Source organism: Xanthomonas maliensis (assembly GCF_009192945.1).
In the GTDB taxonomy this organism is placed as follows: domain Bacteria; phylum Pseudomonadota; class Gammaproteobacteria; order Xanthomonadales; family Xanthomonadaceae; genus Xanthomonas; species Xanthomonas maliensis.
The window spans coordinates 42,473-56,316 of sequence record NZ_NSET01000038.1 but is presented as its reverse complement, the minus strand read 5'-3'; the positions used below and the strand labels follow the sequence as shown (position 1 = coordinate 56,316).

Annotated in this window: 12 protein-coding genes and 1 pseudogene; 6 read left to right on the top strand and 7 right to left on the bottom strand. The window is 68.7% G+C overall.

Features of this window, described 5'->3' with window-relative positions; translation table 11 throughout:
* Window positions 1-309, bottom strand: a pseudogene (locus tag CKY51_RS12375) (DNA-processing protein DprA); the annotation flags it as partial.
* A gap of 74 nt (window positions 310-383) precedes the next feature.
* The gene (locus CKY51_RS12370; RefSeq protein ID WP_152249301.1) at window positions 384-1,520 is read right to left on the bottom strand and encodes a LysM peptidoglycan-binding domain-containing protein; all 1,137 of its coding nucleotides are present in this window, start codon (window positions 1,518-1,520) and stop codon (window positions 384-386) included.
* 128 nt (window positions 1,521-1,648) lie between these two features.
* On the opposite strand from CKY51_RS12370, the gene def reads away from it, so the two are divergent.
* The 5 genes from def (at window position 1,649) to CKY51_RS12345 (ending at window position 7,847) form a co-directional block, all read left to right on the top strand.
* Window positions 1,649-2,161, top strand: a complete 513-nt coding sequence (gene def, locus CKY51_RS12365; RefSeq protein WP_022972843.1) for a peptide deformylase — start codon at window positions 1,649-1,651, stop codon at window positions 2,159-2,161.
* A gap of 300 nt (window positions 2,162-2,461) precedes the next feature.
* Window positions 2,462-3,388 (top strand): methionyl-tRNA formyltransferase, encoded by a 927-nt coding sequence (gene fmt / locus CKY51_RS12360; protein WP_031340026.1) that lies wholly within the window; start codon window positions 2,462-2,464, stop codon window positions 3,386-3,388.
* Window positions 3,385-4,692 carry a 16S rRNA (cytosine(967)-C(5))-methyltransferase RsmB gene (rsmB, locus tag CKY51_RS12355; protein WP_152249300.1) on the top strand — a complete coding sequence of 436 codons (1,308 nt, stop codon included), beginning with the start codon at window positions 3,385-3,387 and terminating at the stop codon, window positions 4,690-4,692. The genes fmt and rsmB overlap by 4 nt, the downstream gene beginning before the upstream one ends.
* Window positions 4,693-4,714: 22 nt before the next feature.
* Window positions 4,715-6,436, top strand: coding sequence for an ArnT family glycosyltransferase (locus tag CKY51_RS12350; RefSeq protein ID WP_022972846.1), 1,722 nt, complete (start codon window positions 4,715-4,717; stop codon window positions 6,434-6,436).
* A gap of 136 nt (window positions 6,437-6,572) precedes the next feature.
* Window positions 6,573-7,847 (top strand): O-antigen ligase family protein, encoded by a 1,275-nt coding sequence (locus tag CKY51_RS12345; RefSeq protein WP_022972847.1) that lies wholly within the window; start codon window positions 6,573-6,575, stop codon window positions 7,845-7,847.
* Here CKY51_RS12345 and CKY51_RS12340 read toward each other — a convergent pair.
* Entirely contained in the window at window positions 7,832-8,665 is an 834-nt protein-coding gene (locus CKY51_RS12340; RefSeq protein WP_022972848.1) for a glycosyltransferase family 2 protein, read from the bottom strand. The genes CKY51_RS12345 and CKY51_RS12340 overlap by 16 nt on opposite strands.
* Here CKY51_RS12340 and CKY51_RS12335 point away from each other — a divergent pair, their 5' ends adjacent.
* Window positions 8,666-9,727 (top strand): CDP-glycerol glycerophosphotransferase family protein, encoded by a 1,062-nt coding sequence (locus CKY51_RS12335; RefSeq protein WP_031340029.1) that lies wholly within the window; start codon window positions 8,666-8,668, stop codon window positions 9,725-9,727.
* Window positions 9,728-9,755: 28 nt separating this feature from the next.
* Here the strand turns inward: CKY51_RS12335 and CKY51_RS12330 are convergent, their stop codons facing one another.
* The 4 genes from CKY51_RS12330 to ribA all read right to left on the bottom strand — a co-directional run bounded on the left by CKY51_RS12330 (window position 9,756) and on the right by ribA (window position 13,832).
* Entirely contained in the window at window positions 9,756-10,577 is an 822-nt protein-coding gene (locus CKY51_RS12330; protein WP_170292320.1) for a hypothetical protein, read from the bottom strand.
* 25 nt (window positions 10,578-10,602) lie between these two features.
* Window positions 10,603-12,111, bottom strand: coding sequence for a PH domain-containing protein (locus CKY51_RS12325; RefSeq protein WP_022972851.1), 1,509 nt, complete (start codon window positions 12,109-12,111; stop codon window positions 10,603-10,605).
* Entirely contained in the window at window positions 12,108-12,587 is a 480-nt protein-coding gene (locus tag CKY51_RS12320; RefSeq protein WP_022972852.1) for a PH domain-containing protein, read from the bottom strand. Before CKY51_RS12320 ends, CKY51_RS12325 begins: the two co-directional genes overlap by 4 nt.
* Window positions 12,588-12,698: 111 nt before the next feature.
* The gene (ribA, locus tag CKY51_RS12315; RefSeq protein ID WP_022972853.1) at window positions 12,699-13,832 is read right to left on the bottom strand and encodes a GTP cyclohydrolase II RibA; all 1,134 of its coding nucleotides are present in this window, start codon (window positions 13,830-13,832) and stop codon (window positions 12,699-12,701) included.
* Window positions 13,833-13,844 lie beyond the last annotated feature (12 nt).

Sequence of the window (13,844 nt, the reverse complement as noted above, 5' to 3'; positions counted from 1 at the left end):
GAACAGCGCCAGCGGCGGGTTGGGCAGGTGGCGCAGCAGCGCCGGGTAGTCCGGGTCCTGCCAGCCGATCAGGTGATGGCCTGGCTGTTCGCACCAGCCCAACGCGCGCTCCAGCGACGCCGTGGGCGGCCGTCGCAGCCGAGCGCATTGCTCGGCATCGCAGCCGGCCACGCGCCAATGCTCCACCCCAGCCGCCAATGCGGCGGCCGGCGAGGCACTGCGCTCGAGCAGGTTGCGCCGGGGCGGACTGCGGCCGCCCGCCAATAACAGGACCAACAAGGCGTAGAGATCGGGAGCAGTCGAGGCCATGCATCCAGCCTAGGCCGCAAACGCAGACGGCGCCCTCGGGCGCCGTCGCGTCGATGCGTCGGATTTTTTCCCGACTACTGCGCGTCAGGGTGCTTCAGGAAATAGCCCAGCCGGGTCGGCTTGGCGCTCTCCATCACCAGCGCATAGCTGACCTTGTCGTAGGTGCGGAACACCATCGCGTGCGCGGCGTACTCGTCGGGCAGGCCGACGGTCGAGCCGGCCGGACCACTGAAATCGTCGTCCGTGCGCGAGAAGCGCGAATGCTTCACGCGGTCGCTGACCGTGCGGCCCTTGCGCCAGATCGAGAACACCGTTCCGTTGTTGATGCCTTCGCGGGCGCCGCCGGAGATGGCGATCACGTCGCGCGTACCGCCGGCAGTGAAGGCGTCGGCGATGGCCAGCACGCGCAATTCGCTCTGCAAGGCCTGCTCGGAGGGCGGGTGCGGGATGAACTGCAGATCGTACGGCTGGGCCTCGACGGCGATCAGGCGATCGCCAGCGCGCACCTCGCGGCCGCCCTGTTCCAGCAGCAACGTGGTGGCCTTGGAATTGCCAGCGGCAGCCGAACGGGTGACCGTGCCGACAGCGACCTGGGCCAGTTCGTAGCCGAGCAACTCGCGCCGACTGCTCGGGGCGATATAGCTCTTCCAGATATCGCCCATGCCGGCGGTGACGTTACCCGCCGCATCCAGGTCTTCATTGTGCTTGGGCAGGCTGAACTTGACCGTCGGCCGCACCACTGCATAGCGCTGGCCGGGCTGGGCGCTGTCCAGGCCCACCACGTAGGCGACCTGGCCGGAGGTCGCACGCTTACGGCCTTCTTCCAGGCCCACCACATACGGCAGGCCCTTGAAGTCGTCGGTGACCCGCAGGTTCTTCAGGAACGGTTCGACGTCCGACAGCGGGATCGCATTGATCGGCGCCTCCTGGCGCGGCCCCGGCTGGACGGTGCCCTTGGCGACCCGGTCCAGATAGGCCAGGCTGATCACATCGCCTGGGTAGATCAGGTGCGGGTTCTGGATTTGCGGATTGGCTTGCCAGATCTCCGGCCATAGCCAGGGCTTCTGCAGGAATCGCCCGGCGATGTCCCATAGAGTGTCGCCCTTGCGGACCACATAGGTGTCTGGATGCTCGCCCGCCGCTTGCGCGGCAGCGTAGGTCGCGACGGTCAGCATCGCCGCAGCGACGACCGTACGAAGTCGGTTCAACATGAGTGCCTTCTGCCTGATTCCCCAACAGGTCTGCGCACTATAGTCCAGAAACCGGGGCGTCACGCAAGCATTGCGCTAGAATGACACCGTACTGCCGGCCCCGGGCCGGTCTTCAGACGGGTATTCCCATGGCGCTGCTCCCTATTCTCGAATTTCCAGACCCGCGGCTGCGGACCAAGGCGCAGCCGGTCGCCGCCGCCGAGGTGGTCAGTCCCGCGTTCCAGACCTTGCTGGACGACATGTTCCAGACCATGTACGAGGCGCCGGGCATTGGCTTGGCCGCCAGTCAGGTCGACGTGCACCAGCGGTTCATGGTCATCGACGTCAGCGAGGAGAAGAACGCCCCGATGGTGTTCGTCAACCCGGAGATCTTCGAGCGCCAGGGCGAGCAGGTCTACCAGGAAGGCTGCCTGTCGGTGCCGGGCATCTTTGCCGACGTGACGCGCGCCGACGCGATCACCGTGCGCTATCTCGACCGCCAGGGGCAGGCGCAGGAGTTGCACGCCGATGGCCTGCTGGCGGTGTGCGTCCAGCACGAAATGGATCACCTGGACGGCAAGTTGTTCGTCGACTATCTGTCGCCGCTGAAGCGCGAAATGGTGCGCAAGAAGCTGGCCAAGCAGCGCAAGCACGTGGCTTGAGGGCGGGGCGTCGGGGTGGGGATGGGCGACGGCGAGTGCCGCTCTGCGGCTGAATCCGATCGTTGGATTCTTGCGCTTCGCGCGCTGCGACACGCGCATCTGGCGCAGCGCCGCTCATGCGGCCGGGTCGTCCGGCCTGGGCATCCGTCGTCAGCTGCGCCGGCGTTGCCGTCGCGGCTTGGCGCGTTTGGTGGCTGACCCTCTTTGCCGTCTCCCGACTGCATCCGCCTGCCGGCCCCGCCTCCGGTGGCTGCGTAGGCCGGCGCCAATCTCCTATCCCGACTCCCGAATCCACGCCTTATGAGAATTGTGTTTGCCGGTACGCCGGATTTTGCCGTCCCGTCGCTACGCGCCGCCGCGCAGCGCCACGAAGTGGTGGCGGTGTATACCCAGCCGGACAGGCCGGCCGGCCGTGGCCGCGGGCTGACCCCCTCGCCGGTGAAGCTGGAGGCGATCGCGCGCGGCATCCCGGTGCTGCAGCCGCCGACCTTGCGCGCTCCCGAGTCGCTGGCCGCCCTGCGCGCGCTGCAGCCGGATCTGATGGTGGTGGTCGCCTACGGCCTGATCCTGCCCAAGGCTGTGCTGGCGATTCCGACCCACGGCTGCTGGAACGTGCATGCGTCGCTGCTGCCGCGCTGGCGTGGCGCCGCGCCGATCCAGCGCGCGATCGAGGCCGGCGACGCCGAGACCGGTGTGTGCCTGATGCTGATGGAGGCGGGCCTGGATACCGGCCCGGTGCTGCTGTCCCAGCGACTGGCGATCGGCGAGCAGGAGACCGGCGGGCAATTGCATGACCGCCTGGCCGCGCTCGGCGCGCAGGTGCTGGCCGATGGCCTGGGCCTGCTGCGCGCCGGCATCCGCCCGGTGCCGCAGCCGCAGCCGGCCGAGGGCGTGACCTATGCGCACAAGCTGGACAAGGCGCAGGCGCGATTGGACTGGGCGCAGTCGGCGGCGGTGCTGGCGCGCCAGGTGCGTGCCTTCAACCCCTGGCCGGTGGCTGAGGCGACCTTGGCCGGCGAGCGCGTGCGTCTGCATGGCGCCGTCGCGCTGGAGCTGGCCCATCGGCAGCGGCCGGGCACGCTGCTGGCGGCGAGCAAGCAGGGCATCGATGTGGCCTGCGGCGAGGGCGCGCTGCGGATCCGCGTGCTGCAACGCGAGGGTGGCAAGGCGATCACGGCCGCCGATTACTTGAACGCCCGTCGCGATCTGCCGGCGTTGGGCGGATGAGCACGGCGGCCGTGGCCGGTACGGTCTCGCGCGTGGCGGCCGCGCGCGTCCTGCAAGCGGTCCTGCACCAGGGGCGTTCGCTCAAGGCCGAATTGGCGGCCGCGCTGCCGGCGGTGGACGACCCGCGCGACCGCGCGCTGGTGGAGGCGATCTGCTTTGCCGTGCTGCGCCAGCGTCCAGCCTACGAACTCGCACTGCGGCAATGGCTGGAACGCCCGTTGCCGCCGCGCGATGCCGATTTGAAAGCGCTGCTGATGGCCGGTTTCGCGCAACTCGACGCACTGCAACTGCCGGCGCACGCGGCCTTGTCGGCCACGGTCGAGGCCTGCCGTGCGCTGGGCCGGCCGCGTCAGGCGGGCCTGGTCAACGCAGTGCTGCGGCGTGCCCAGCGCGAAGGCTTTCCGGCCGTCGCTGCCGATAGCGGCTGGCCGAGCTGGCTGCGCAAGCAGTTGCGTGCCGACTGGGGCGCGCAAGCCGAAGCGATCTTCGAGGCCAGCGCACAGATGGCGCCGATGTGGTTGCGGGTCCATCGCGGGCACGGCGATCCGGCCGGGTATGTGGCGCAGTTGGCCGAACTCGGTATCGCCGCCCGCACCGATGCTGTGCTGCCGGATGCGGTCTGCCTGCAGATGGCGCTGCCGGTGGGGCAGTTGCCTGGCTTCGCGCAGGGACGGGTCTCGGTGCAGGATGGGTCGGCCCAGCAGGTCGCCGATGCCTTGCTGCTTGGCGACCAGGCGCGGGTGCTGGATGCCTGCGCCGCGCCCGGCGGCAAGGCGGCCCATCTGCTCGAACGTCATCCCGGGCTACGCCTGACTGCGTTGGACGTGGATGCGCGCCGGTTGGAGCGGGTGCAACAGACCCTGCAGCGCACCGTTCCGCAGGCCCAGGTCGTGCTGCAGGCGGCCGACGCTGCCGAAGCGGACGCCTGGTGGGACCGGCAGCCTTACGATGCGGTGCTGCTGGATGCGCCGTGCTCGGCCACCGGGGTGGTGCGCCGGCAGCCGGACGTGCTGTTGCATCGCCGTGCCGAGGACATCCAGGCGCTATGTGCGCTGCAGGCGCGCCTGCTGGATGCCTGCTGGCAGACGCTGCGCCCGGGCGGGCAATTGCTGTACACCACCTGCTCCCTGCTGGCGCAGGAGAACCAGGCCCAGGTCGACGCCTTCCTGGCACGCACCGCCGATGCACGGCCGCAGCCGCTGGATGCGCGCTTCGGCCATGCGGCTGGCGTCGGCCGCCAACGGTTCCCCGGCGAGCAGGATTGCGACGGGTTTTTCTACGCGCTTTTGCTGAAAGCCTGCTGACACCGTGGCCGGCTCCCTCCTCATGTTCAAGACCCGCGCTTCCAAGGATGTCTGGCTGCTGGCCATCGTCGCCCTACTGGTCCTAGGTGCTGGCCTGGGCCTGCGCGATCCCTGGCCCTCGGACGAGCCGCGTTTTGCGTTGGTCGCCAAGCAGATGGTGCTCAGCGGCGATTGGCTGTTCCCACATCGCGGCAACGAGTTGTACTCGGACAAGCCGCCGATGCTGATGTGGGTGCAGGCGTTGTTCTACACCGTGCTGGGCAACTGGCGGGTCGCGTTCTTGCTGCCGTCGCTGCTGGCTGCGCTGGCCACGCTGGCCTGCGTCTACGATCTCGGGCGTCGGCTGTGGACGCCGCGGGTCGGCGCTTTGGCCGGCTGGCTGTTGCTGTTCACGCTGCACTTCACCTTCCAATCCAAGAAGGCGCAGATCGATCCGCTGGTGGTGTTCTGGATCACCCTGGCCAACTACGGGTTGTTGCGCCATCTGCTGGGCGGGCCGGCGTGGCGCTGGTGGACGCTGGGCTGGTTCGCCGCCGGCCTGGGGGTGATCACCAAAGGCGTGGGCATCATTGCGCTGTTGATGCTGCTGCCGGCCGGCATCGCGTCGCTGCGCGGGTGGCCCGGCGTGCGCGTGCATGTGCGCGATCGCCGCTTCTGGCTGGGGCCGGTGTGTTTCCTGCTGGCCATCCTGCTGTGGTTCGTGCCGATGGTCGTCACCGCGCTCACCGCCGGGGAGCCCGAATACCGGGTGTATCTCAACGATCTGCTGCTGCGCCAGACCGCGAAGCGCTACGCCAACTCCTGGGACCACGCCCAGCCGGTGTGGTACCACCTGCAAAGCATGGCCACGATGTGGCTGCCGAGCATCCTGCTGTTGCCTTGGGCGATCCCGGCCTGGCGGCGCCGGCTGCGCCGCCGCGACCCACGCTACCTGTTGCCCCTGGCCTGGTGGCTGCTGGTGGTGGTGTTCTTCACCCTTCCCAGCGGCAAGCGCGACGTCTACATCCTGCCGGCCCTGCCGATGTTCTGCCTGGCGCTGGCGCCATTGCTGCCCGGCCTGCTGCGACGCCGTGGCGTGCAACGCAGCCTGTTCGGGTTTGCGCTGGTGCTGACGCTGGCCTTCGCGGCCGGTGGCTCGGCCATGCTGATCGGCCATCCCCGCTTCGAGCAGAACATCATGGACAGCCGCGGCGTCGGTACCGAGGCCACCGATCCGCTGGGCTGGCTGTTGCTGGCGCTGGGCGCCTGGGGCGTAGGCAGCCTGCTGCTGGCGCGGATCCGCCACGCGGCGCTGGCAGTGGTCGCGCTGCTGGGGGCCTGGTGGGTCGCCTTCGGGCTGGTGTGTTATCCGATATTCAACGAGTCCAGTTCCTCCGGCGCGGTGATGCGCGAGGCGGGGCGGCGGATCGGTCCACAGGCCCAGCTCGGGCTGGTGGCCTGGAAGGAACAGAACCTGCTGATGGCCGACCGGCCGGCGCAGACCTTCGGCTTCAAGGTGCCGTGGGAGCAGCAGCTGCAGCAGGCAGTGGCCTGGCAGGCGCAGCAGCCGGCGCAGCGCTGGTTGCTGGTGCAGGAACCGGCCTTGCTGGGCTGTGTGGATCGCGGTCGCAGCCAGCTGGTCGGGGTGGCCAATCGACGGCGCTGGTGGCTGGTCCCGGCCACGGCGGTGGTGTCCACCTGCGTGGCCAGCTCCAGCGAGAAGGTGGCCGAGCAGCGGGAGCAGGGCAACCTGGACACCGAATGAGCCGGCCCACTGGCGCCTCGACCACTGCATGCAGCCGCTGCACAGTGCAGCCGTCTAGCATGGGTTCATGCCGGCGGCCGTTAGCTTGGCGCCCAAGGTCCCAACCGCACGCCGTTCCTTTCTCCAGCGACCCTCGATGAATTCCTTGCCGACCGAACCGCCGCCATTGATCCCGTCCGCGCCGCTGGCGATGCGGGCCAGCATCGGCATCGGCGACCTGGGCGTGTTCGCGCTCGCCGCGTTGGTGATCAGCATCCCCAGTGGCCTGGCGGTGTTCGGGCTCTGCCTGTTGCTGGGATCGGTGCTGGGCTGGCGCAGCCTGCGCAGCGTCGGTGCACCGCAGGCCTGGCCGGTGCGTGCGCTGTTCTGGCTGGCCGTCGCGGCCATCGCGATGGGGGTGTTGTCGAACGTCTTGTTCGAGCCCAGCTGGAAAGACGTCGACAACCGTTCACGGTTCCTGGTGCTGCCTTGGGCGGCGCTGTGGGCCTACGCGCTGCAGCCCAGGATGCGGTGGTTGTGGCGCGGCGCACTGGTCGGCCTCTTTGCGGCCACTGCGATCGCGATCACGCAAGTGCTCAACGGCGCCGAACGCGCCGAGGGCTGGACCAATGCGATCATCTTTGCCGATATCGCCGCGATGCTGCTGGTGCTGGCGCTGTTCAGTCGCCCGCCGCGGCAGTTGCAATGGCTGGTTCCGGCCGCCATTGCTGCCGTGCTGTTGATCGTCCTCAGCGGTAGTCGGGGCGTCTGGCTGGCCCTGCTGGCGGCGCTGGGCGTGCTTGCCTGGGGCGCCCCCTGGCAGAGTGCGCGTGTGCGGCTGACCGTGTTTGTCGGTGCGGCGGTGCTGGGACTGGGGGTGGTGCTGAGCGTCCCGGCGCTGACCGATCAGATGCGCCTGGGCGAGTTGCGCAACGATCTGCAGCGTTACGAGGTCGGCGATGTCGATTCCTCGGCGGGGGCCCGCATCGAGCGTCTGCACGTGGGCTGGGATACCTTGCTTGCGCATCCGCTGACGGGGGTCGGCGCGGGCCGTTTCGACGACGCCATGCGCGAGTTGCCAGCGTGCGCCAAGCCCAATGACTTACTGCGCTGCCACCTGGGCCATGCGCACAACGATCTGGCCGAGTGGGGCGCCACCCAGGGCGTGCCCGGCCTGCTGTTGCTGCTGGCCGTGTACGGGCTGCCGCTGTGGATGTTCGCGCAGCTGTACCGGCGCAGCGGGCGCACCCGTTTCTATGGCCCGGCCGCTGCCGGCATCATGGTGGTCACCAGCTATGCGCTGTGCGGATTGACCCAGTCGATGTTCGCCCATCAAGTGTCTGCGAGCTTCTACAGCGCCATCGTCGGCGTTCTGATGGGCCTGGCCGCGCGTGAAGCGTCCGTGGCGCGTGGCGCTCAAACCGCATCCTGATCGTTCGAATCGCGCGCAACGGGTGGATCCTGGACCGGCTGGCCCTGCTGCAGCAACCACAGCATGATGGTCTTCTGACGGACGTAGTTGGCGCGGACATAGGCATAGACCAGCCCATGCCAGCCATCGCGGAAGCCGCCGCGCAACAGATAGCCGCGCCAGAAGCGCCAGGCCGGCGCCAGCACCAGCTTGCTCCAGGTCGCGCGTTTGCCGCGAGCGTAGTCGTGCTCGGCCATCATCTGGGCGTAGCGTTGGGTCTTGGCCAACTGCTGGCTCAGTGACCGGTAGGGGTAGTGGATCAGGTCGCCCGGCAGGGTCAACACCGGGCCGTCGACGCTGGCCGCTTCGTGGATCTCCCGCTTTCCGCGCCAGCCACCGCGCCGTCGATCGAACAGCCGCAGCACCCGGTCCGGATAGGCATTGCCATGACGCAGGAAGCGGCCGAAATAGTCCGATAGGCGCGCGAAGCGGTAGCCAGCTGCATTGCCAAACCCGCCATCGCGTGCGGCCAGAATTGCGCTGCGTAGCGCATCGCTCACGCGTTCGTCTGCATCCAGGCAGAGCACCCAGTCGTGGCTGGCCTGGGCCACGCAATAGGCTTTCTGGCTGCGATAGCCATCGAAGGCACGCTGCAGTACGCGCGCGCCCTGCGCCTGCGCGATCGCAGCGGTGGCGTCGCTGGAGCCGGAATCCACCACCACGATCTCGTCGCAGAAAGCCAGCGAGGTCAGGCAATCGCGTAGGCGATCGGCTTCGTTGAACGCGATAATGCAGGCAGAAAGGCGAGGCCGTTCGTTGGGTGCGGTCAGAGAGGACATGTGATGGCCGAATACCTGCTGTTCGCAACGGAGCGTTACGCGCTGCCTATTCTGGCGCCATTGGCGCGGGCATTACAGGCCCAAGGGCATGCGGTCTCGGCGTGGTTCGAGGCCGGTGCGCGCGGCGGCGCGTTGCCCGGGGTGCCCAGCATCGGCTTGCGCGAGTCGCTGGCGCTGCGTCCGCAGGCGGTGTTTTCTGCCGCCAACTGGGTACCGCCCTTCTTGAGCGGCGCCAAGGTGCAGTTGTTCCATGGTTTCAACGTGCAAAAGCGCGAAGACCAGCGCGGCCATTTCCGCGTGCGCGGCCTGTTCGACCTGTATTGCACCCAGGGGCCGGCCACCACCGCACCGTTCCGCGCACTGGCCGCCGCCGAGGGACACTTTACGGTGGTGGAAACCGGCTGGCCCAAGCTCGACCCGCTGTTCGGCCAGGACGAGGGTGGGCAGAGCGCCGCGCTGCGCGCCGCGGCGCAGGGGCGCCCGGTCATCCTGTTCGGTTCGACCTTCACCGAGCGGCTCAGCGCCGCACCGGTGCTCTACGATCAGATCGCCGCCGATATCGCGCGCGGGCAGCGCTATTGGCTGCTGACCTTGCATCCCAAATGCGCGCCGGAGTTGTTCGAGCGCTACCGTGCGCTGGCAGGTGCGCATGCGCGTTTCGTCGAGCCCGAGCAGGTCATGGCCGCGCAGCGCGCCGCCGACGTGCTGGTGTCCGATACCTCCTCGATCGTCTCCGAGTTCGTGGTGCAACACAAACCGGTCGTGACCTTCCGCAACCGGGTGCCGCAGCCGCATATGCTGGATTTCCAGCAGCCCGATCAACTGCCGCAGTGGCTGGCACGCGCATTGGCGCCGGATGCCGAGCTGCGGCGGGCACTGGCCGAGTATGCCGATGCCATCCATCCGTACCGGGACGGGCGCTCGTCCGAGCGCGTGATTGCCGCGACCGAGCGCTTTGTTGCCGGCGAACTGGGCGCGCTGCGGCGCAAGCCGTTGGGCGCCACCTGGCGGGCGCTGCAAATCCGTCGCGAGCTGGGGTATTGGGGCCCGGCCCAGCGTTGACCGCGCTCGCCGCTCGAGCGCCAGGTGCTCAGGTCGATTGGACGAAGAAGTACCCGGCCTCGGCGGTGTCGGTCAGCTTCTTCGCACGATTGTCCACGAACAGATAGCCGGTCCCGTTTCCAAACAAGCCTGCGTACTGCGGGCTGGCTGCACGCAGATCCGCCTCCTGAATCTGCGCCAGGAAGAAATAGCGCGGCGATTCGTAGATAGGATCCTGCAACCAGCAAGGCCTGCCCAGCACCTTGCTGATCCCGGCACCGTTGTCTTGGTCTTCGAGCTCCGCGGCGAGATCGGCCTGGCTGAAATCCTCAAGCCGGAGGTAATGCCGTGCGATGCCATCCTGCAGCGCCTCGGGCATCAATTCGCTGGCGGCCTTGCGATGGACGATGACGCGGCTGTATCCCGCACGCAAGCCAGCCAGGTCTGTCTGTTGATGGACGGTCAAGTGTTTCAACGCGACCTGCTCGAATCCGTCGGGCGTGGGCTGAACTGCGACGAAGACGGTGAGCGCCATGTGTTCGGCAATGAAGGGCGTGCTCAGGAAGCGGGGTGTCACGCTCAGCAGCGGTCGCATCAGTGCGCCCGTGTCGGGGGCGGTGGGCCAAAGCGACACATCGTCCAGCCACGCGCCGCCACCAACGTGACCCACGCCATGATCCAGCGCACTGAGCTGCAGTTGTCTCAATCCCATCGATGCCTTCACTGGTGTGCGAACAGAGGTCGCGAAAGTGTACGGGGAACCACAGGACCCCGAGACCAGGTGCATCCGCCTGGCGGCTGCGCTGCCGCGTTGTTGCTGCTCTTGCGTCGTGACGACGCTCTGCTTGCAGTGCGTGCAATCCACGCGCATCAAAGCGCGGTTTGCGGCCGGCGAGTCACCATTGCAGCTTGCGACGCGCCAGTGCGGCGACCAACTGGGTTTGCAACGCCTGCGCCTGCGCCAGCGGCAAAAACCGCAGGCGCAGGGCCGGGCCGGCGGCGCTGGCGCCGGCGGTATCCAGCCACAGCGTCGCGGTGCCAGTCAGCCGGTCCAGCGGGGTGCGCTGCAGTTGCAGCGCCTGCAGCTTGTCCAGTTCGGCCAGCCGCCACCAGCGCTTCCACCAGCCGCCGCGCACGGCGACATAACGTGCATCCAGGGCATAAGCCATGCGTTGCACCTGGCGTCGCGCCTTGAACAGGCTCCACGGCAGCCATAGCAACAGCCATCCGGCCAGTGGGCCGAACTGCCAGATCAAACCCATCACCAGCGGCGGCAGCACGATCAGGGCGGGCAGGCTCAGGCGCCACCAGCAGTGCTGCGCCACCGGCTGCCATTGCGCCGGCGGCCAGGCGATGCCAGGCAGCAGGTGCTGCAGCAAGCGGTCGCACGCTTGCGTATCGATCAGCGGTGCCAGTTCCTTCAAATGCCCGCGTTCGCCGTCGGCAGGGCCGGCCACGGCGGTGTCCACGCGCACTTGGCGGCGGCCAAACACGCGGTGCAGCCAGCTTTCGTACACCGTCCAGGATTGGATGCGCCGTGGCGCCACGCTGCTGCGGATGCGGGTCAGCAATCCACGTTCGACCGTCAGGCGCCGATCGGCTTGGCTGAGTTGGAAGCCGTGGTAGCGCGACATCGCCAGCGCGATCGACAGCAGGCGCATCAGGACCAGCGCTGCCACGCCTGCCAGCAGCACCAGCACACCGGTACTCATGCCGGGATGCAGCTGGCGAACGTACTGGTAGGCCAGCACGCCATTCTGTTCGACAAAATTCGCCACGCTACGGCGCGGAAACAGTTGGTAGAGCACACCGAAGGCGGCGGCCATCACCACCATGCCGCGGTTGGAGATCAGTCCCAGCCGCACCACCTCGGCCATCGACAATCGCAGCAGCAGCTCCGGGTCGGGGGCGTGCGGCGCGGCGTCTGCGGGCCGTTCGACGCCCTCGCTGCGGCGGCGGATCAGATCTTCCAGCGCACGCGCCTGTTGCAGGCGCAGCACGCGCATCTGCGCTTCCGGGCGATGGCCGCCGGCCGATTCCAGTCGCACTTCGGCCACGCCGGCCCAGCGATGCAGCAGCGATTGGTGGAGCACGACATTGTGGATACGCGCGAACGGGATGTCGCGACGGCTGCGCTGCAACAGGCCGCTGCGGATGCTGACGCCGTCGGCGCCGATGCGATAGCGGTAGGTGAAGTAGCGCAGCACCGCGACCGCCACCAGGCCGCCCACCACTGCCAGCGTGAGCAGATGGTCGCCGAGATCGCGGCTGCCATCGCGGCTGCCGAACAGGACCAACGCGGCCAATGGCAGCAGGAACTGGCGCACTTGCTCCAACAACACGAACAGCCACGACAGCGGATGCAGTCGCTGCTCGGGGCCGATCTCCGCCAACGGCTGGCTCACAGCGCGTCGTCGTCGTGGTCGAGCTGGTGCGCCAGGCGCTCGCGCAGACGCTCGGCGTCGTGCTCGTCCAGCCCGGACAAGGCCACGGCATTGAGACGGCTGCCGGCGGTATGGACGACCAGGGTGGTCAGGCGCGCCGCACGCTCGATCGGCCCGCGGCGCAGATCCAGGTGCTGCACGCGGGTGAGGGGCACGTGGGTCTGGCGCTGCCAGAGATTGCCCCGTTGCAGCGCCAGGCCTTGGGCGTCCAACTTCCAGCGGGTCAGGCGCTGACGCTTGACCGCCAGCCAGCTGCTGACGGCGGCGATGGTCAGCGTCAGCACCGGGATCAGCGGCCAGTCGTGCCAGGCCTGCAATACGGCGATGGCACTGCTGGCGATCAGCAGCCCGGCCAGGCCACCGCCGAGTGCACCGTTGAGCGCGGCCAGGTAGGCGCCGCGCCGCGGCAACGGCTGCCAGGACGCCGGGGAGGTCATGGCGTCGGCAGCGGACGGGTTCTCAGGAGACGGGACGTCGTGCACGCGCGGGTCCGGCGGAAGCGGTCCGCCAGCATAGCGGCATCGCTGCGACCGCAACCGCGTCGCGGCTTACTGCGCGGCCAGGATCAGTGCATCCACATCCAGCGCGTGGCCGGCGCGGCTGGCCTTGGTGCGCAGGTACTGCTCGTTCTCGGCAGTGATCTCGCCGGTGACCGGGATGCGATCGTCGACCGCGATGCCGGCCGCGCGCAGCCGCTCGACCTTGCTGGGATTGTTGGTCAGCAGGCGCACGCGGGCGATGCCCAGGCCGCGCAGCATCGCCACCGCGCCGCCGTAGCGGCGCTCGTCCGGACCAAAGCCCAGCTGCGCGTCGGCATCGATGGTGTCCAGCCCGGCATGTTGATAGCCGTAGGCGCGCATCTTGGCGGCAATGCCGGTGCCGCGGCCTTCCTGGTCCAGGTACAGCAGCACGCCGCCACCGAGCGACTTCAAGGTCGCCAGGCCGCCACGCAGCTGGTCGCCGCAGTCGCACTTGAGCGAGCCGAACAAATCGCCGGTGAGGCAGGACGAATGCACGCGTACCGGCACCGCCGCCGACAGGTCCGGCTGACCCACCACGATGGCGACCTGGTCGCGCTGCGCCACGCCGCCGCGGAACACCACGAATTCGCTCATGCCCAGGCCGCGCAGCGGCACGGCCGTGCGGGTGACCAGCTCGTAGCCCGCTGCGGCCGCCTTGGCATAGCCCTGGCTCAAGTCGTCCAACGACAGCGACTGGCAGCCGGCAAAGGCGGCCTGGGCATCGGCATCCTGCAGCTCCACCGCCAGGATCGCCGGCAGCAGCAGGCCGAGCCGGGCGATCTCCACGGCGCCGGCATCCAGCGCATCGCCTGCCGCCCATTGGGCGGGCACGGGGGTGTCGCGCAGATAGGCGAGCGCGGCCAGCCGATCGTAATCGTGGCTGGCCAACGCGACACGCGCACCGGCCGGTGCCTCCAGCCCCAGCACGCGCGCACGGGTCGGTGTCACGAACAGGTAATGCTGGTGCTGGGCCGCGCGTGCGAAGGCCGCGTACGACTGCGCCGTACTGCTGTCCAGGGCCAGCAGCGCGCGCGCCGGTCCAGGCGCACCGGTCAGCAGGACAGGGCGACCGGCGCGTAGCTCCGAGGCGGCCCGTTCGCAGCGGATCGCTGCCGGGTCGCCGAAGGCGTGGGCGCAGGGGGAGGGGACGGGACTGCTCATGCACGACTCCAA

What these genes read in the sequence shown, in the direction of transcription:
- CKY51_RS12330 (WP_170292320.1), bottom strand. Translation starts at nt 10,577, where the DNA reads ATGCGCGTGGATTGCACGCACTGCAAGCAGAGCGTCGTCACGACGCAA.
- CKY51_RS12350 (WP_022972846.1), top strand. Translation starts at nt 4,715, where the DNA reads ATGTTCAAGACCCGCGCTTCCAAGGATGTCTGGCTGCTGGCCATCGTC.
- rsmB (WP_152249300.1), top strand. Translation starts at nt 3,385, where the DNA reads ATGAGCACGGCGGCCGTGGCCGGTACGGTCTCGCGCGTGGCGGCCGCG.
- CKY51_RS12340 (WP_022972848.1), bottom strand. Translation starts at nt 8,665, where the DNA reads ATGTCCTCTCTGACCGCACCCAACGAACGGCCTCGCCTTTCTGCCTGC.
- CKY51_RS12370 (WP_152249301.1), bottom strand. Translation starts at nt 1,520, where the DNA reads ATGTTGAACCGACTTCGTACGGTCGTCGCTGCGGCGATGCTGACCGTC.
- def (WP_022972843.1), top strand. Translation starts at nt 1,649, where the DNA reads ATGGCGCTGCTCCCTATTCTCGAATTTCCAGACCCGCGGCTGCGGACC.
- ribA (WP_022972853.1), bottom strand. Translation starts at nt 13,832, where the DNA reads ATGAGCAGTCCCGTCCCCTCCCCCTGCGCCCACGCCTTCGGCGACCCG.
- CKY51_RS12320 (WP_022972852.1), bottom strand. Translation starts at nt 12,587, where the DNA reads ATGACCTCCCCGGCGTCCTGGCAGCCGTTGCCGCGGCGCGGCGCCTAC.
- CKY51_RS12345 (WP_022972847.1), top strand. Translation starts at nt 6,573, where the DNA reads ATGAATTCCTTGCCGACCGAACCGCCGCCATTGATCCCGTCCGCGCCG.
- fmt (WP_031340026.1), top strand. Translation starts at nt 2,462, where the DNA reads ATGAGAATTGTGTTTGCCGGTACGCCGGATTTTGCCGTCCCGTCGCTA.